This is a genomic window from Pseudomonas sp. SF2 (assembly GCF_036858055.1).
GTDB lineage: Bacteria > Pseudomonadota > Gammaproteobacteria > Pseudomonadales > Pseudomonadaceae > Aquipseudomonas.
Window position 1 is genome coordinate 138,408 of sequence record NZ_JAMBDI010000009.1, and the last position, 16,728, is coordinate 155,135.

The window sequence follows — 16,728 nt, forward strand, 5'->3', positions numbered from 1 at the left end:
GGAGTTCGAAAAAGGGTTGGCATGATACCCGCTCTCGATGACCGGATAAAGATGGATTTGGATAAAATCTGAACAGCTGTCGGCTTATGACATTTGGTGTGGGCGAGGATGCAGGGCCTTGCGCGGCCCGCTCCCACAGGGTTGGTGGTTATTCCGGCGAACGGAAGCTCAGGCTGTAATTCACGGCCTTCGGCCCCGGGTCGAGGATGTCCAGGGCGATATGGATCGGGGTCTGGCTGGGCATCTCGCCACGCCCGGCCAGTTCACCCGACAGGTACTCGCTGGGCTTGAAGCGACGGCTGGCGATCAGTTGGCCATTGAGGTCGGCAAAGCGCAGCTCCAGCAGCGGGAACGGCTGGGCGAACGGTGCGCGGTTGTAGATGATCGCATCGACGATCAGCGCGCCCTTGAAGTCCGGATGGCTGCGTACCACCAGGTTGCTGCTCTTGATTCGGGCGATATCGACGCGGGTCGGCACCTCGCAACCGACCAACGGGCAGATTTGCTGGAAGAGCGGCCGGTACTGGTCCTGGCGGGCCATTTCGTCGAAGTGGAACCATACGTACTGGAATGCCAGCAGGCCAGCAGCGAGCAGGGTCAGGAAGCCCCACAGCAGGCGCTTGCCCCAGTTGGGCGCGGGCTTTTCCCAGTCCAGTTGCAGCGGGTCGTCGACCACATCGACCAGCGGCTCCTTGCGCGCCGGGCGCTCGGCTTTGCCGGCAAGGCCCGGCTCCAGGCGTTCGCCGGGCAGCGGCTCGACAGGGTCGTCATCGCGCGCCGACAGGTGCAGTTCCAGCGGCTCGTCATCGCGGGCGCTCAGGCCCTGCTCCGGAACGTTGTCATCACTGGCGCGCAGCGGCTCGTTGAATTCAGGGTGGTCATCGATTTCGGCGGCACGGCGTACCGGTGGCTCGTCATCGATGTCCAGGTCCAGGTTGCCGCCCAAGGTCGGCTCGGTGCGCTCGCCGGGGGTGGGCTCCAGGTCCAGCTCCAGCTCCTGCAGCAGCACGGGCTCGGGCTCGGCTGCCTTCTGTGCCTCGAAAGGCTCGTCGGTGGCCGTGCCGAACAAGTCATCGACATGCTCGTCCGGCTGCAACTCGTCGCGCCGTGCCTGCAGCCCGTCATCCTGGTTGGCCGGGCGTGCCGGGGCCGTTTGGCTGCGACGCTCCAGGCGCTCCAGCTCCTTGTCGAGGTCAAGGGCGTCCAGCGCCTGGGTCGTGAGCGCCCAGTCCTCGTCAGGGTTGAAGCTGCGCTCGCTGCTGGCAGGCTCAGGGGCGGCTGCTGGCTCGACCACCGGTTCGTCAGGTTCCGCAGGTACCGGTGCTGGCACCACAGGTGTGCCGGCCGCCCCGGGACGGCTCTGTTCCAGCAACTGCCTGGCGGCGTTGAACACCTGCAGGCAGTGGCCGCAGCGCACCACACCACGGGCCACGCTCAATTGGTGGTGGGTGACGCGAAAGCTGGTCTGGCAATGCGGGCACTGGGTGACGAAACTGTCGGTCATGCGGCGATCCGGGAGCTGTGCAGAGACATATTCTAGGCCCGCTTAACGGCGGCGACCACTGATGCGTACCCAGCCGTCGCGCACGACGATCGGGTCCAGCTCGAAGTCGGCGGCATAGGCCGCGGCCACTTCCTCACCCTGCTCGGCGAGGATGCCCGACAGTGCCAGCAAGCCCCCTGGGCGGACCAGGCCGGACAGTTGCGGTGCCAGCGACACCAGCGGGCCGGCGAGGATGTTGGCGACCAGCACATCGGCCTGCATGGCCGGCATGTGCTCGGGCAGGTACAGCGCCAGCTTCTCGTCGGCGATGCCGTTGCGCTGGGCGTTGTCGCGCGAAGCCTCGATGGCCTGCACATCGATGTCGGTACCGACCGCCTCACGGGCGCCCAGCAGCAGCGCGGCAATGGCCAGAATGCCCGAGCCGCAGCCGAAGTCCAGCACCTGGGTGCCTTCGAGCTGCTGGCCGTCGAGCCATTCCAGGCACAGGGCGGTGGTGGGGTGGGTGCCGGTGCCGAACGCCAGGCCCGGGTCGAGCAGCAGGTTTACCGCGTCCTGTTCCGGGGCCTCGTGCCAGCTGGGCACGATCCACAGGCGGCGGCCGAAGCGCATCGGCTGGAAGTTGTCCATCCAGCTGCGTTCCCAGTCCTGGTCCTCGATCACCTCGGCCTGGTGTTCGGGCAGCTCGGCGCCGGTCAGCAGGCGCAGGTGGGAGAACACCTGCTCGGGCACGGCATCGGCCTCGAACAGGGCCAGCAGGTGGGTGTGCGACCACAGCGGAGTGGTGTTGAGGTCTGGTTCGAAGATCGGTTGATCCTCGGCGTCCATGAACGTGACCGAGACGGCACCCACTTCCAGCAGGGCATCTTCGTAGGTTTCGGCTTGTTCCGGGCTGATGGCCAGGCGTACTTGCAGCCAGGGCATGGCGGGCACCTTTGGTAAATCGACAGGGGCAGCCCTAGGCTGCGCGAAGGCTGGCAGTTTACGCGAGTGCGGTGGGTTTGTAGAGGACGCCGGAACACCGTACCGGCTTCTTCGCGGGCACGCCCGCTCCCACAGGTATTTACGCGTACTCTGTGGGAGCGGGCGTGCCCGCGAATGGCTCAATCAGACAAAGCAGAGGGAAAGCGACTCGGCTATGTACGCAGGCTTCTCTTCACCGTCGATCTCCAGCGTGGCAATCGCCTTGAGCAGCCATTGCCCCGGCCTTTTCTCCGTCACCTCGGCCAGGTCCACCTTCAGCCGCACCTGGCTGTCGACCTTGACCGGCTGGATGAATCGCACGCTGTCCAGCCCGTAGTTCACCACCATCTTCAGCCCCTCCGGCAGGATCAGGATGTCCTCGATCAGCTTGGGGATCAGTGACAACGTCAGGAAACCGTGGGCGATCGTGCTGCCAAACGGGGTTTTCGCCGCCTTCTCCGGGTCGACGTGGATGAACTGGAAATCGCCCGTGGCTTCGGCGAACAGGTTGATGCGCTGCTGGTCGATCTTCAGCCAGGCCGAGCGGCCCAGTTCCTTACCAACGTACTGCGAAAGCTCTGTAACCGGTACATAGGGCATCGCGGACTCTCCAGGTTTTCAGTTGGTACGAAAGTGCAAGATCAGCATGGAGAGCCGTTTCAGTCAAGTTGCCAGCTTTTCGACGAATATCGGTATATCGCGGCACGTGCTTATAATGGCGGCCATGCCCAAGGGAGATGCTTATGCTGCTGCGTGGTTTGACTTGGCTGGTGCTGTTCCAGCTGCTGGGGACGGCAATCAATCACCTGTTGGTGCCGTTTCTGCCGGGGCCGATCATTGGCCTGTTGCTGCTGTTGTCCTTCCTCATGGCCCGTGGTGAGGTCGGCAAGCCGCTGAACGAGGCCGCCAGCAGCCTGCTGCGTTACCTGCCGTTATTGCTGGTGCCGCCGGCGGTGGGGGTGATGGTGTATGCCAAGGACATTGCTGCCGACTTCTGGGCCATTGCCGGTGCCTTGCTGATCTCCTGCCTGGTGACCCTGGTGTTCGTCGGCGTGTTGATGCAAAAGCTCATCCACCGCCAAGGCCGGCGCGAGGAGCAGCCATGATGCTCGACTGGCAAGGCGCGCTGGATGCGGTCGTTCATCATCCCTTGTTCGGTATCGGCATCACGCTTGGGGTCTACCAGTTGGTGCTGGCGGCCTACGAGAAGACCCGCTGGATCTTCCTGCAGCCGGTACTGGTATCGATGTTGCTGGTGATCGGCGTGTTGCTGGTGTGTGGCATTGACTACAGCGAGTACCGCAAGAGCACCGGAATCATGAACATCCTGCTAGGGCCTGCCACCGTGGCCCTGGCCGTGCCGCTCTACCTCAACCTGCGGCGTATCCGGCAGCTGTTCTGGCCCACATTTACTACGCTGGTAGTCGGAGGCCTGTTCGCCACGCTGTTCTGCCTGTTGCTGGGCTGGTGGTTCGGTGCCGAGCACATGATCCTGATGACCATGGCGCCGAAGTCGGTGACCTCGCCGATCGCCATGCTGGTGGCCGAGCAGATTGGTGGCGTGGCGGCCCTGGCGGCGGTGTTCGTGCTGATTACCGGGGTGATCGGGGCAATCTTCGGCCCGGCGCTGCTGAGCCGCTTTGGCGTGCATAGCCCCGAGGCGCGCGGCATGTCGCTGGGCGTGACGGCGCACGCGGTGGGCACTTCAGTGGCCCTGCAGGAAAGTGACGAATGCGGCGCCTTTGCCGCGCTGGCGATGAGCCTGATGGGGGTGGCCACGGCGGTGTTCCTGCCGCTGGCGGTCAGCCTGGTGGCTTGAGGACTTGTGATGACGCTACCGCTGTTTCCCCTCAATACCGTGCTGTTTCCTGGTTGTTTCCTCGATTTGCAGATTTTCGAGGCGCGCTACCTGGACATGATCGGGCGCTGCATGAAGCGGGGCGAAGGTTTTGGTGTGGTGTGCATCCTGGAAGGCGAGCAGGTTGGCAAGGCACCGCCGGTGGTCGCCTCGATCGGCTGCGAGGCGGTGATCCGCGATTTCGTGCAGCAGGATAACGGCTTGCTGGGTATCCGCGTGGAAGGTGTGCGGCGCTTCAACCTGGAAAGCACCGAGGTGCAAAAGGACCAGCTGCTGGTAGGGCAGGTGCAGTGGTTGCCGGAGCAGGCGGACAGCCCGCTGCTCGAGGCGGACGAAGACCTGCTGGCGTTGCTGGTGGCCCTGGGCGAGCACCCCATGGTCGAAGCGCTGGACATGCCGCGCCCGGTGGATGGGCGCCAGGCGTTGTCCAATCAGTTGGCGTACCTGCTGCCGTTCATGGAAGAGGACAAGCTGGATTTGCTGAGCCTCGACTCGCCGCAGGAGCGGTTGGGGGAAATCCAGAAGCTGCTGGAGCGGATTCAGGGCGAGCTGTTTGCCTGAAGTGCTGCGTTGCCTATACCGGCCTCTTCGCGGGTGAACCCGCTCCCACAGGTACTGCATCGGGCTTGAGAGCGACGCTATCTCTGTGGGACGGGTTTACCCGCGAAGAGGCCGGTACAGGCGACATCAATATTGATACCGCAGCAAAGCCTGCGGCAACGCATGCAGGGCAAAGAACGTCAGCAACGCGACACACGCAGGCAACACCAGCCACCACACCCGCAGCGGCAAGGCCGGCAGAGTCTGATGACGCTGCACCAGTGTCAGGCTGAGCGCGCACACACAGCACGCCAGCAAAGCCCCGGCGAGGATGTCGGTCGGCCAGTGCGCCCCCAGGTACACCCGTGACAGGGCAATCGCCAGTGCCGGAATGCAACCCAGCATCACCCAGGTCAGGCGCATCCGCGGCGGCTGCCCGCGTCCGGCCAGCACCGCCATTACCAGGAAGAACGCAAATGACGCCGAACTGTGCCCGCTCGGCATGCTGTAACTGGTCAACGGGTCGCTCAGCACTTCCGGCCGGGCCCGGGCAAACAGCCATTTCAGCGTACCGTTGGCAAGCGCCGTCCCCATCAGTGCGCCCGCAGCGAACATGGCATGTCGCCATTGCCGGGCAAGCAGCAGCAGGCCCGTCAGCAGGCCGCCGAGGAACAGCTGGGTGCGGAAATCGCCCAGCCGGGTCACCAGCACCACAGCACCATCGATGGCCTGGCTGCGGTGCTCCTGCACCAGAGTCATCACGCCCTGGTCGAATTCGTGCAGGTAGGGCCAGCCGAGGAAGACTCCGGCCAGGGCGACGCCAGCCATGCCGGCAATCAGTCGGGTGCCGTGGCGTTGATCGCGGAGGCTGGTGTTCAGGCTCAGCCCGATGATGACCGCCAGGGTGCCGGCGATGATCCCGGCATCCAGCCAGAAGCCTTCCGGCAAGGGCAGGCGCATGGCCGCGCCGGTAGCCCAGCCGGGCAGCAGGTAGGCCACCGCCCAGCCGGCACCGGCCACCAGGCTGACGGCGATGAAGCGTGGCAGCGGCATGTCGAACATGCCGGCGACCATCGGCAGCATCGGCCGCAGCGGCCCGATGAAGCGCCCTACCAGCAGGCTGGCGATGCCATAGCGCTGGAAATAGGCCTCAGCGCTGCCGATCCATTCCGGATGATGGCGTAGCAGCGGCAGGCGGCGGATGTTCTGGTGGAAGTACTTGCCCACCGTGTACGACAAGGCATCGCCCACCAGGCCACCGAGAAAGCCCAGCAGCAGTGTTTCGCCCAGGCTGAAGGCGCCGCTGCCGGCCAGTACCGCGACGGCGAACAGCAGCACGGTGCCTGGCACGATGATGCCGGCAATGGCCAGGCATTCGATGCAGGCCACCAGGAAAATCGCCAGGCCAAGCCACTGCGGGTTGGCGCTGAGCCAGCCGGTCAGGCTGTCGAGCCATTGGCCCATGGTTCAGCTTCCTTGTTCGAGAATGAAGAAGTCGCGGCCTTCGACTTGGCCGCGGCGTAACGGGTTCCGCGTGCAGAAGCGGGCGTATTCGGCATCGACGAAACGGTAGGGCAGGTGCTCGTCGCGGCCATGCGGGATGCCCAGGCGGGCGGCCTGAATCACCCGTGGCACGGCGTTGCCGCAATCCTCCACGTACAGGCGCTCGGCGTCGAAACGCTGGGCATCCCAGTGCGGCACCTTCAGGCCCAGGGCCCGGCACAGCAAGGTCTGGCCGGCGCACAGGCGCTCGGCCGGGCGGAGGTTGCCGCTGGCATCGGGGTTGTTCAGCTGCATCTGCGCCAGGCTGTCCGGCCCCGAGCGGGCGTCCTGCCAAGGATAGGCGGACTTGATCAGCACCGCGTTGCCCGGCCCGTGGGCGCTGAAGTTCAGCGAGTCGCCGCCGCGTGCGTAGTACATATAGATGTGCCCGCCATCGAGGAACAGCGCCTTGCGTTTTTCGGTGTAGCCGAGCGAGGCGTGGCTGCCTTTGTCGGTGAGGTAGTAGGCCTCGGTCTCGATGATGCGCGCGGCCAGCCACAGGTCGCCGTGGCGATGGCGAATGACCTTGCCCAGCAGGGCCTTGGCCAGGGTCTGGGCGTCGCGGTCGAAAAAGCTGTCGGGCAGGGCTGGCATGCGGGGCGGTTCGTGGCTGGGAAGGCGGGGATGATAGCAATGAATGGCTTAATCGAGGCTGAATCGAGTGGTATGTTGGCAGTGCCGGCCTCTTCGCGGGTAAACCCGCTCCCACGGGAATTCTGGAGGTCTCAGGCCTTGTGCAATCCCTGTGGGAGCGGGTTTACCCGCGAAAGGGCCATAACAGGAGATAGAAATTTCGATAACCCCGGTTACATCTTTCCTGCGCAATGCCCCCAGCCATTTTCTACCATCCGCCACCCGCCGCTGGGCGTACACCTGCGCGGCAGTTATAATCAGCCGATTTCCCCTTCGCCAAGACACCGAACCCATGACTGAGTCCGTTCTTGACTATATGACCCGCCTGGGTCGCGCTGCCCGTGAAGCTTCCCGGGTGATCGGCCGTGCCAGCACCGCGCAGAAGAACCGCGCCCTGCAAGCCGCTGCCGACGCACTGGACGCCGCTCGTGCCGAGCTGACCGCCGCCAACGAGCTGGACCTGGCCGCCGGCCGTGCCAACGGCCTGGAGCCGGCGCTGCTCGACCGCCTGGCGCTGACCCCGGCGCGTATCGACGGCATGATCACCGGGCTGCGCCAGGTGGCCAGTCTGCCGGACCCGGTCGGTGCCATCCGCGACATGAGCTACCGCCCATCGGGTATCCAGGTCGGCAAGATGCGCACGCCGCTGGGGGTGATCGGGATCATCTACGAGTCGCGCCCGAACGTGACCATCGATGCCGCCAGCCTGTGCCTGAAGTCGGGTAACGCGACCATCCTGCGTGGTGGCTCCGAAGCCATTCACTCCAACCGCGCCATCGCCACCTGCATCCAGCGTGGCCTGGCCGCCGCCGGCCTGCCGGCAGCTGTGGTGCAGGTGGTCGAGACCACCGACCGCGAAGCCGTGGGCGCGCTGATCAGCATGCCGGAATTCGTCGACGTCATCGTGCCGCGCGGTGGCCGTGGCCTGATCGAACGCATCAGCCGCGATGCCCGCGTGCCGGTGATCAAGCACCTGGACGGTATCTGCCACGTCTACGTCAGCCAGCACGCCGACCTGGACAAGGCCTGGCGCGTGGCATTCAACGCCAAGACCTACCGCTATGGCATCTGTGGCGCCATGGAAACGCTGCTGGTCGACCAGCAGGTGGCCGAGCGCTTCCTGCCGGAAATGGCCCGCCGCTTCCAGGAGAAGGGCGTCGAGCTGCGTGGCTGCGAGCGCACCCGGGCCATCATCGACGCCAAGCCCGCCACCGAAGCCGACTGGCACACCGAGTACCTGGACGCGATCCTGTCGATCCGTGTGGTCGACGGGCTGGACCAGGCCATCGAGCACATCAACCACTATGGCTCGCACCATACCGACTCGATCATCAGCGAACACCAGGGTGAAGCCCGCCAGTTCATGGCCGAGGTCGACTCGGCGTCGGTCATGCTCAATACCCCCACCTGCTTCGCCGACGGCTTCGAGTACGGCCTGGGCGCGGAAATCGGCATTTCCACCGACAAGCTGCATGCCCGTGGCCCGGTCGGCCTGGAAGGCCTGACCTGCGAGAAGTACGTCGTGATCGGCGACGGCCAGCTGCGTGGCCAGGAGTCCTGCTGAGTTGAGCAAGGCACAGGCAGTCCGGCGCATCGGCATTCTAGGCGGCACCTTCGACCCCGTGCACATCGGCCACCTGCGCAGCGCGCTGGAAGTGGCCGAGTGCATGGGGCTGGACGAGCTGCGCCTGCTGCCCAATGCCCGGCCGCCGCACCGCGACACCCCGCAGGTGGCCGCGCAGGACCGCCTGGCCATGGTGCAAAATGCCGTGCAGGGTGTGCCGTGCCTGAGCGTGGATGCCCGTGAGCTGGCGCGCGACAAGCCGTCGTACACCATCGATACGCTGGAATCGATCCGCGCCGAACTGGCCGCCAACGACCAGCTGTTCCTGGTGCTGGGCTGGGATGCCTTCTGTGGTCTGCCCAGCTGGCACCGCTGGGACGAATTGCTGCAACACTGTCACATCCTGGTGCTGCAACGCCCGGATGCCGACGTAGAACCCCCTGACGAGCTGCGCAACCTGCTGGCTGCGCGCTCGGAGAGCGATCCCACCGCCATGTCCGGCCCGGCGGGAAACATTTCGTTCGTCTGGCAGACGCCGCTTGCGGTGTCGGCTACACAGATCCGACAGCTGCTGGCCAGCGGCAAATCGGTGAGGTTCCTGGTGCCGGACGCCGTACTGGCCTACATCGAGGCGCACGAACTGTATCGTGCGCCTAACTGACGGTGCCTCTGGCGCCTCATCCAACGAGTTGAACGAGTTTTATATGACCAAGCAGAAAATCCACGGCGAAGAACTGGTCGCCCTGACCAAGGCAGCGCTGGAAGACGTCAAGGCCCAGGACATCCAGGTCATCGACGTGCGCGAAAAGCACAGCCTGACCGACTACATGATCATTGCCACCGGTACCTCCAACCGCCAGATCAACGCGATGCTGGAGAAGGTCCGCGAAGCGGTCAAGGCCAAGGGTGCCCAGCCACTGGGTGAAGAAGGCAAGGGCGACAGCGACTGGGTGCTGCTGGACCTGAACGACGTCATCGTGCACATGATGACCGCCGCTGCCCGCCAGTTCTACGACCTGGAGCGCCTGTGGCAGGGTGCCGAGCAAAGCCGTGCCGCCGATGGCAAGCACCACAGCCCGGACCATGCCCACGAGTACTCCGACAAGCTCAAGGACCGGGAATAAGGAAAGCGCTGTGCGTCTGCGCCTGATCGCGGTCGGCTCGCGCATGCCGAAGTGGGTCGAGGAAGGCTGGCATGAATATGCCAAGCGCCTGCCCGCCGAGCTGTCGCTGGAGCTGGTGGAAATCCCGCTGAATACCCGTGGCAAGAATGCCGACGTCGCCCGCCTGATTCGTCAGGAGGGCGAGGCCATGCTGAGCAAGGTTCAGCCAGGGGAACGCATCGTCACCCTCGAGGTCCATGGCAAGCCCTGGAGTACCGAGCAGCTGGCGACCGAGCTGGACCGCTGGCGCCTGGATGCGCGCACGGTGAATTTGATGGTGGGCGGCCCGGAAGGCCTGGCGCCTGAGGTCTGTGCGCGTGCCGAGCAACGCTGGTCGCTGTCGCCGCTGACCCTGCCGCACCCATTGGTAAGGATACTCATCGGCGAGCAGATCTACCGCGCCTGGACCGTGTTGTCCGGGCATCCTTACCATAAATGAGCCTGTAAGCAGTCCGATGTCGCAGCCGATCCGTCTCAAGGACCACGAGAAAGACGCCCGCCTGGTGCGCAACCGCGTCGTGGTCGGCGCAGTGGCGATCATGCTGCTTATTTGCGTGCTGATCGCGCGGCTGTACTACCTGCAGGTCATCCAGCACGAATATCACTCCACGCTGTCGGAGAACAACCGGGTGCATGTGCAGCCGATCCCGCCGACCCGCGGGCTGATCTTCGACCGCAACGGGGTGATCGTTGCCGACAACCGGCCCAGCTTCAGCCTGTCGATGACCCGCGAACGTGCGGGTAACTGGCAGGAAGTGCTGGATACCATCGTCGAAGTGCTGGAGCTGACACCCGACGACCGCGCCCTGTTCGAGAAGCGCATGCGCCAGGGCCGCCGGCCGTTCGAGCCGGTGCCGATCCTGTTCGAACTCAACGAAGAGCAGATCGCCCGCGTGGCGGTGAACCAGTTCCGCCTGCCGGGCGTGGAAGTGGTGGCCCAGCTGGTGCGCCATTACCCGCAGGGCGCGCACTTCGCCCATTCGGTGGGGTATGTAGGGCGGATCAACGAGAAAGAGCTGAAAACCCTCGACCCGGTGAACTACAGCGGCACCCACCACATCGGCAAGACCGGCATCGAACGCTTCTACGAAGCCGACCTGCATGGCCAGGTGGGTTACGAGGAAGTCGAGACCAATGCCCGCGGCCGTGTGCTGCGGGTGCTCAAGCGCACCGACCCGAAACCGGGCAAGGACATCGTACTGAGCCTGGACATCAAGCTGCAGGAGGCCGCCGAGGCCGCCCTGGGTGGCCGGCGTGGTGCGGTGGTGGCGCTCGACCCGCGTACCGGCGAGGTGCTGGCGATGGTCAGCCAGCCCAGCTTCGACCCCAACCTGTTCGTCACCGGCATTGGCTTCAAGGCCTATGCCGAACTGCGCGATTCGATCGACCGGCCGCTGTTCAACCGCGTGTTGCGTGGCCTGTACCCGCCAGGCTCGACCATCAAGCCGGCGGTGGCCATCGCCGGCCTGGACAGCGGCGTGGTAAATGCTGGCAGCCGGGTGTTCGACCCGGGCTACTATCAGTTGCCCAACTACGACCACAAATACCGTAACTGGAACCGTTCGGGCGATGGCTGGGTCGACCTGGACACCGCGATCATGCGCTCCAACGACACCTACTTCTACGACCTTGCGCACAAGATGGGCATCGATCGGCTGTCCAGCTACATGAACAAGTTCGGTATCGGCCAGCGGGTTGCCCTCGACATGTTCGAGGAGTCCGCCGGGCTGATGCCGTCGCGCGAATGGAAGCGTGCCACCCGCCGCCAGGCCTGGTTCCCCGGCGAAACCCTGATCCTCGGTATCGGCCAGGGCTACATGCAGGCCACGCCGCTGCAACTGGCCCAGGCCACTGCCTTGATCGCCAACAAGGGCGTGTGGAACCGCCCGCACCTGGCCAAGACCATCGAAGGCCAGCCGCCGGTGGACGACAACCCCATGGAAAACATCGTGCTGCGTGACAAGTCCGACTGGGCCAAGGTCACTCATGGCATGGAGCAGGTGATGCACAACGCCCGCGGTACCGCACGCAAGGCGGCCATCGGCTCGCAGTACCGCATTGCCGGCAAGAGCGGTACCGCCCAGGTGGTGGCGATCAAGCAGGGCGAGAAGTACGACCGCAACAAGCTCCAGGAGCGTCATCGCGACCACGCCCTGTTCGTCGCCTTCGCCCCGGCCGAAGCCCCGAGGATCGTGGTTTCGGTGATGGTCGAGAACGGCGAGTCCGGCTCGGGCGTCGCCGCCCCGGTGGTGCGTCAGGTGATGGACGCCTGGCTGCTCGACGAAAACGGCCGGCTCAAGCCCGAGTTCGCGCCTGCCACCGTTACCCAGGAATCAGCCCTGTGATGAACAATTTCGATCGCATGCTCTCCAGCGAGGATGTGATGCGTCGGCGCGCCAGCTTTCTGCAGCGCATCCATGTCGACGGCCCTTTGCTGATCATTCTGCTGACCCTCGCGGCCGGCAGCCTGTTCGTTCTTTATTCGGCCAGTGGCAAGAACTGGGACCTGCTGCTCAAGCAGGCCACCTCGTTCGGCATCGGCCTGGTGTCGATGTTCATCATCGCCCAGCTGGAGCCACGTTTCATGGCCCGCTGGGTGCCGCTGGCCTACCTGGCCGGTGTGCTGTTGCTGGTGGTGGTGGACGTGATGGGCCACAACGCCATGGGCGCCACGCGCTGGATCAACATCCCCGGGGTGATCCGCTTCCAGCCCTCGGAATTCATGAAGATCATCATGCCGGCGACCATCGCCTGGTACCTGTCCAAGCGCACCTTGCCGCCGCATCTGAAGCACGTGGCGATCAGCCTGGTGCTGATCGGCGTGCCGTTCATCCTGATCGTGCGCCAGCCCGACCTGGGCACGGCGCTGCTGATCCTGGCCTCCGGGGCCTTCGTGCTGTTCATGGGCGGCCTGCGCTGGCGCTGGATCCTCAGCGTGCTGGCGGCTGCGGTGCCCGTGGCGGTGGCGATGTGGTTCTTCGTCATGCACGACTACCAGAAGCAGCGGGTACTGACCTTCCTCGACCCGGAAAGCGACCCGTTGGGCACTGGCTGGAACATCATCCAGTCGAAGGCGGCGATCGGCTCGGGCGGCGTGTTCGGCAAGGGCTGGCTGCTCGGCACCCAGTCGCACCTGGACTTCCTGCCGGAAAGCCACACCGACTTCATCATCGCCGTGCTCGGCGAGGAATTCGGCCTGGTCGGCATCTGCCTGCTGCTGATCGTCTACCTGCTGCTGATCGGCCGTGGCCTGATGATCACCGCCCAGGCGCAGACCCTGTTCGGCAAGCTGCTGGCGGGCAGCCTGACCATGACATTCTTTGTATACGTGTTCGTCAATATCGGTATGGTCAGTGGCCTTCTGCCCGTGGTGGGCGTGCCGCTGCCCTTCATCAGCTATGGCGGAACTTCGTTGGTGACGCTGCTGTCAGCGTTTGGCGTTCTGATGTCGATCCATACGCACCGCAAATGGATCGCGCAGGTTTGAATAAGGTGAAGAATTTCATGCAAGCAGTGCGTAACTGGGCTGCCCGTTGTGCGCCGTGGATCGGCGCGGTGGGCCTGTTCGGCGCTGTACAGCTGGCCCATGCCGGCGATTACCAGGGTTCGCCACAGGTGGCCCAGTTCGTTGGCGAAATGAGCCGCGACTATGGCTTTGCCCCTGAGCAACTGATGGGTGTGTTCGGTGAGGTGCAGCGCAAGCAGTCGATCCTCGACGCCATATCGCGCCCGGCCGAACGGGTGAAACCGTGGAAGGACTACCGGCCGATGTTCATTACCGACGCGCGCATCGCCCGCGGTGTGGACTTCTGGCGCCAGCACGAGGCGGTGCTGGCCCGTGCCGAGCAGGAATACGGCGTGCCGGCGCAATACATCGTCGCGATCATCGGCGTGGAAACCTTCTTTGGCCGCAACACCGGCAACTACCGGGTAATCGATGCGTTGTCGACTCTGGGCTTCGACTACCCGCCACGGGCCGAATTTTTCCGCAAGGAGCTGCGCGAGTTCCTGCTGCTGGCCCGCGAGGAGCAGCTCGACCCGTTGACGCTCAAAGGCTCCTACGCCGGTGCCATGGGCCTGCCGCAGTTCATGCCTAGCAGCTTCCGCAACTTTGCGGTGGACTTCGACGGCGACGGCCACATCAATATCTGGAACAACCCGGACGATGCCATCGGCAGCGTGGCCAGCTACTTCAAGCGCCACGGCTGGGTGGCCGGCGAAGGCGTGGTCAGCCGCGCCTGGGTGGACGGTGGGCGCGTTGACGAAGGCCTGACTACCGGCATCGAGCCGGTAAAAACGGTAGGGGAGTTGCGTGCGCTCGGCTGGTCGGTCCATGATTCGCTGCGCGATGATCTGCCGGTTACCGCCTTCCGTCTCGAGGGCGACAATGGCCCCGAGTACTGGATGGGCCTGAAGAACTTCTACGCGATCACTCGCTACAACCGCAGCGTGATGTATGCCATGGCGGTGCATCAGCTTTCGGAACAGCTGGTTCAAGCACGGGGCGTCAAGTAATGCGCGCAATCATCTCTGGCAACACTTTCAAGCTGCTCACCTGTCTCGCTGTCGGCGTGGTGCTGGCCAGCTGTTCGTCCAGCCGCCCGCCCCAGCAAAGCGGTGGCAATGTGGTGCGCGCCCAGCCGGGCCTGGACATCAACCGGGCGCACAAGGACGGCGCGCCGTGGTGGGACGTGGATGTGAACAAGATCCCTGACGCCACGCCAACCGTGCACACCGGCAACTACAAGGCCAACCCGTACACGGTGCTGGGCAAGACCTACTACCCGATGCAGGACTCGCGCAACTACCGCGCCGAGGGCACCGCGTCGTGGTATGGCACCAAGTTCCACGGCCAGAACACCGCCAATGGCGAGCTGTACGACCTCTACGGCATGAGCGCGGCGCACAAGACTCTGCCGCTGCCGGCCTACGTGCGGGTGACCAACCTGGCCAATGGCCGCAGCGTGATCCTGCGGGTGAACGACCGTGGGCCGTTCTATTCCGACCGTATCATCGACCTGTCCTATGCCGCGGCGAAAAAACTCGGTTATGCCGAGATCGGCACCGCGCACGTTCGCGTCGAGGGTATCGACCCGCAGCAGTGGTGGGCCCAGCGCGGCCAGACACCACCAATGGTGCTGAAAGAGCCGCAGGTGGCCCAGACCCAGGCGATCCCGGCCAGTACCGGGCGCGTCGAGCAATGGACCCCGCCACCCCAGCAGCATGCGGCGCCAGTGGTGCCGGTACAGGTGGCTGGCAACAACGTGCCGGCCGGCAGTGGCGGCAGCTTCCTGCAGGTGGGCGCCTTTGCCAACCCGGACGCCGCCGAACTGCTGCGGTCCAAGCTCAGCAGCATGGTCAGCGCGCCGGTGTTCATCAGCTCGATCGTGCGTAACCAGCAGACCCTGCACCGCGTGCGCCTGGGGCCGATCAGCAGCCAGGGCGAGATCCAGCAGGCGCAGGACAGCATTCGCCTGGCGAACCTGGGGCAGGCCAAGCTGGTCACAGCTGACTGACCGTGTTGCCTTCTTCGCGGGCGCGCCCGCTGCCATAGGGGTATGCGAAACCCTGTGGCAGCGGGCGTACCCGCGAAGAAGGCAACGCCAAACTGTCGGTTTTGTCATGAATTGCCGGGCGCGGCCATGTACAATATCGGCTTTTGCCCGCAGCGACATAAAGCCGCACGTTGCGAGCCTGGCCTACGGCCACAAAAACTAGACTGACTGGCGCTGGGCACATGATCTTGCCCAGGGAACATCAGACCATTAGCGATTTTCGAGAGACGGATGAACATCACCAACCTTGCCAAACGACTTTGCCTGCCCGTACTGCTGATGATCACGCCTGCCGCCTTCGCGGCTGAGCAGATGACGCCGGCACCACCGCAACTGGCAGCCAAGTCCTACGTACTCATGGACGCGTCCAGCGGCAACGTGCTGGTCGAGAACAACGGTGACGAGCGCCTGCCGCCGGCCAGCCTGACCAAGCTGATGACCGCCTATATCGCCACCCTGGACATCCGCCGCGGCCAGATCGGTGAAAACGACCCGGTTACCGTCAGCGAAAACGCCTGGCGTACCGGCGGTTCGCGGATGTTCATCAAGGTGGGCAGCCAGGTGACCGTCAGCGACCTGCTGCACGGCATCATCATCCAGTCCGGCAACGACGCTTCGGTCGCCCTGGCCGAGCACATCGCCGGCAGCGAAGACGCCTTCGCCGACATGATGAACAAGACCGCTGCCGACCTGGGCATGGCCAACAGCCACTTCATGAACCCGACCGGCCTGCCGCACCCGGATCATTACTCGTCGGCCCACGACATGGCTACCCTGGCCCGTGCGATCATCAACGTCGACCCGGCCCACTACGCCATCTACTCGCAGAAAGAGTTCTTCTGGAACAACATCAAGCAGCCAAACCGCAACCTGCTGCTGTGGCGTGACAAGACCGTCGACGGCCTGAAGACCGGCCACACCGACGAAGCCGGCTACTGCATGGTGGCTTCGGCCGTTCGCGATGGCCAGCGCCTGATCGCCGTGGTGTTCGGCACCAACAGCGAGCAGTCGCGTGCTGCCGAGACCCAGAAGCTGCTGACCTATGGCTTCCGCTTCTTCGAAACCCAGACCTTCTACCAGAAGGGCACCGAGCTGACCAAGTCGCCGGTCTGGAAGGGCGTCACCGGCGAAGTGAAGGCGGGCCTGGCCAACGACCTGACGCTGACTATGCCTAAAGGCCAATTGAAGCGCCTGCAAGCTTCGATGACCATGAACCCGCAGCTCACCGCGCCAATCGCCAAAGGTGACGTGATCGGCAAAGTGGAAGTCAAACTGGACGAGAAAGTGGTTCACAGCGCCGACCTGATCGCCCTCGATGGCGTCGAGGAAGGTGGTTTCTTCCGCCGTATGTGGGATAGCATCCGCCTATTCTTCTACGGGTTGTTCAACTGATACGTGACCTGCATGCC

17 protein-coding genes are annotated in these 16,728 nt (G+C 64.5%); 12 read left to right on the forward strand and 5 right to left on the reverse strand.

Translation table 11 applies throughout. The features are described 5' to 3' along the window. Positions 1-148: 148 nt before the first annotated feature. The 3 genes from M2S36_RS06390 to M2S36_RS06400 form a co-directional block, all read right to left on the reverse strand. A complete protein-coding gene (locus M2S36_RS06390; RefSeq protein ID WP_207828908.1) occupies positions 149-1,504 on the reverse strand; it encodes a DUF3426 domain-containing protein in 1,356 nt (451 codons plus the stop codon). 42 nt (positions 1,505-1,546) lie between these two features. Continuing rightward, on the reverse strand, positions 1,547-2,425 hold the full coding sequence (gene prmA, locus M2S36_RS06395; protein ID WP_207828910.1) for a 50S ribosomal protein L11 methyltransferase: 879 nt from the start codon (positions 2,423-2,425) through the stop codon (positions 1,547-1,549). Between the two features lie 183 nt (positions 2,426-2,608). Continuing rightward, on the reverse strand, positions 2,609-3,064 hold the full coding sequence (locus M2S36_RS06400; RefSeq protein WP_233687354.1) for a MaoC family dehydratase: 456 nt from the start codon (positions 3,062-3,064) through the stop codon (positions 2,609-2,611). 143 nt (positions 3,065-3,207) lie between these two features. Between M2S36_RS06400 and M2S36_RS06405 the strand changes: the two genes are divergently transcribed. From M2S36_RS06405 to M2S36_RS06415, 3 genes are read left to right on the forward strand one after another with little or no spacing between them, the layout of a single operon-like run. Next, a complete protein-coding gene (locus M2S36_RS06405) occupies positions 3,208-3,570 on the forward strand; it encodes a CidA/LrgA family protein (RefSeq protein ID WP_233687355.1) in 363 nt (120 codons plus the stop codon). After that, a complete protein-coding gene (locus M2S36_RS06410; RefSeq protein WP_333956844.1) occupies positions 3,567-4,283 on the forward strand; it encodes an LrgB family protein in 717 nt (238 codons plus the stop codon). The genes M2S36_RS06405 and M2S36_RS06410 overlap by 4 nt, the downstream gene beginning before the upstream one ends. A gap of 9 nt (positions 4,284-4,292) precedes the next feature. Continuing rightward, positions 4,293-4,883, forward strand: a complete 591-nt coding sequence (locus M2S36_RS06415) for an LON peptidase substrate-binding domain-containing protein (protein ID WP_207828938.1) — start codon at positions 4,293-4,295, stop codon at positions 4,881-4,883. A gap of 126 nt (positions 4,884-5,009) precedes the next feature. On the opposite strand, the gene M2S36_RS06420 is transcribed toward M2S36_RS06415, so the two are convergent. Together M2S36_RS06420 and M2S36_RS06425 are read right to left on the reverse strand one after the other, a co-directional pair. Further along, entirely contained in the window at positions 5,010-6,326 is a 1,317-nt protein-coding gene (locus tag M2S36_RS06420; RefSeq protein ID WP_207828941.1) for a bifunctional DedA family/phosphatase PAP2 family protein, read from the reverse strand. Positions 6,327-6,329: 3 nt separating this feature from the next. Beyond that, a complete protein-coding gene (locus M2S36_RS06425; RefSeq protein ID WP_087499517.1) occupies positions 6,330-6,998 on the reverse strand; it encodes a DNA-3-methyladenine glycosylase in 669 nt (222 codons plus the stop codon). A gap of 331 nt (positions 6,999-7,329) precedes the next feature. Between M2S36_RS06425 and M2S36_RS06430 the strand changes: the two genes are divergently transcribed. The 9 genes from M2S36_RS06430 (at position 7,330) to M2S36_RS06470 (ending at position 16,711) form a co-directional block, all read left to right on the forward strand. Further along, a complete protein-coding gene (locus M2S36_RS06430; RefSeq protein WP_025340770.1) occupies positions 7,330-8,601 on the forward strand; it encodes a glutamate-5-semialdehyde dehydrogenase in 1,272 nt (423 codons plus the stop codon). Between the two features lies 1 nt (position 8,602). After that, the gene (gene nadD / locus M2S36_RS06435) at positions 8,603-9,262 is read left to right on the forward strand and encodes a nicotinate-nucleotide adenylyltransferase (protein WP_207828943.1); all 660 of its coding nucleotides are present in this window, start codon (positions 8,603-8,605) and stop codon (positions 9,260-9,262) included. 43 nt (positions 9,263-9,305) lie between these two features. Next, the gene (gene rsfS / locus M2S36_RS06440) at positions 9,306-9,725 is read left to right on the forward strand and encodes a ribosome silencing factor (RefSeq protein ID WP_013974359.1); all 420 of its coding nucleotides are present in this window, start codon (positions 9,306-9,308) and stop codon (positions 9,723-9,725) included. A 10-nt stretch (positions 9,726-9,735) separates the two neighbouring features. Further along, positions 9,736-10,203, forward strand: coding sequence for a 23S rRNA (pseudouridine(1915)-N(3))-methyltransferase RlmH (gene rlmH, locus M2S36_RS06445; protein ID WP_003249722.1), 468 nt, complete (start codon positions 9,736-9,738; stop codon positions 10,201-10,203). A gap of 16 nt (positions 10,204-10,219) precedes the next feature. Beyond that, complete coding sequence (gene mrdA, locus M2S36_RS06450; protein WP_207828953.1) at positions 10,220-12,109, forward strand: penicillin-binding protein 2; 1,890 nt, start codon at positions 10,220-10,222, stop codon at positions 12,107-12,109. Between the two features lie 38 nt (positions 12,110-12,147). Next, entirely contained in the window at positions 12,148-13,251 is a 1,104-nt protein-coding gene (gene rodA / locus M2S36_RS06455) for a rod shape-determining protein RodA (RefSeq protein ID WP_015271941.1), read from the forward strand. Between the two features lie 17 nt (positions 13,252-13,268). Continuing rightward, complete coding sequence (gene mltB, locus M2S36_RS06460) at positions 13,269-14,279, forward strand: lytic murein transglycosylase B (RefSeq protein ID WP_233687357.1); 1,011 nt, start codon at positions 13,269-13,271, stop codon at positions 14,277-14,279. Continuing rightward, positions 14,279-15,280, forward strand: coding sequence for a septal ring lytic transglycosylase RlpA family protein (locus M2S36_RS06465; protein ID WP_085625760.1), 1,002 nt, complete (start codon positions 14,279-14,281; stop codon positions 15,278-15,280). The genes mltB and M2S36_RS06465 overlap by 1 nt, the downstream gene beginning before the upstream one ends. Positions 15,281-15,550: 270 nt before the next feature. Beyond that, positions 15,551-16,711 carry a D-alanyl-D-alanine carboxypeptidase family protein gene (locus M2S36_RS06470; protein WP_085625759.1) on the forward strand — a complete coding sequence of 387 codons (1,161 nt, stop codon included), beginning with the start codon at positions 15,551-15,553 and terminating at the stop codon, positions 16,709-16,711. Positions 16,712-16,728: the final 17 nt, after the last annotated feature.

Coding starts and splice junctions, on each gene's coding strand:
- M2S36_RS06465 (WP_085625760.1), top strand. CDS start 14,279: ATGCGCGCAATCATCTCTGGCAACACTTTCAAGCTGCTCACCTGTCTC.
- M2S36_RS06415 (WP_207828938.1), top strand. CDS start 4,293: ATGACGCTACCGCTGTTTCCCCTCAATACCGTGCTGTTTCCTGGTTGT.
- M2S36_RS06420 (WP_207828941.1), bottom strand. CDS start 6,326: ATGGGCCAATGGCTCGACAGCCTGACCGGCTGGCTCAGCGCCAACCCG.
- M2S36_RS06405 (WP_233687355.1), top strand. CDS start 3,208: ATGCTGCTGCGTGGTTTGACTTGGCTGGTGCTGTTCCAGCTGCTGGGG.
- M2S36_RS06430 (WP_025340770.1), top strand. CDS start 7,330: ATGACTGAGTCCGTTCTTGACTATATGACCCGCCTGGGTCGCGCTGCC.
- rsfS (WP_013974359.1), top strand. CDS start 9,306: ATGACCAAGCAGAAAATCCACGGCGAAGAACTGGTCGCCCTGACCAAG.
- rodA (WP_015271941.1), top strand. CDS start 12,148: ATGCGTCGGCGCGCCAGCTTTCTGCAGCGCATCCATGTCGACGGCCCT.
- M2S36_RS06470 (WP_085625759.1), top strand. CDS start 15,551: ATGAACATCACCAACCTTGCCAAACGACTTTGCCTGCCCGTACTGCTG.
- M2S36_RS06390 (WP_207828908.1), bottom strand. CDS start 1,504: ATGACCGACAGTTTCGTCACCCAGTGCCCGCATTGCCAGACCAGCTTT.
- M2S36_RS06410 (WP_333956844.1), top strand. CDS start 3,567: ATGATGCTCGACTGGCAAGGCGCGCTGGATGCGGTCGTTCATCATCCC.
- mltB (WP_233687357.1), top strand. CDS start 13,269: ATGCAAGCAGTGCGTAACTGGGCTGCCCGTTGTGCGCCGTGGATCGGC.
- prmA (WP_207828910.1), bottom strand. CDS start 2,425: ATGCCCTGGCTGCAAGTACGCCTGGCCATCAGCCCGGAACAAGCCGAA.
- M2S36_RS06400 (WP_233687354.1), bottom strand. CDS start 3,064: ATGCCCTATGTACCGGTTACAGAGCTTTCGCAGTACGTTGGTAAGGAA.
- mrdA (WP_207828953.1), top strand. CDS start 10,220: ATGTCGCAGCCGATCCGTCTCAAGGACCACGAGAAAGACGCCCGCCTG.
- M2S36_RS06425 (WP_087499517.1), bottom strand. CDS start 6,998: ATGCCAGCCCTGCCCGACAGCTTTTTCGACCGCGACGCCCAGACCCTG.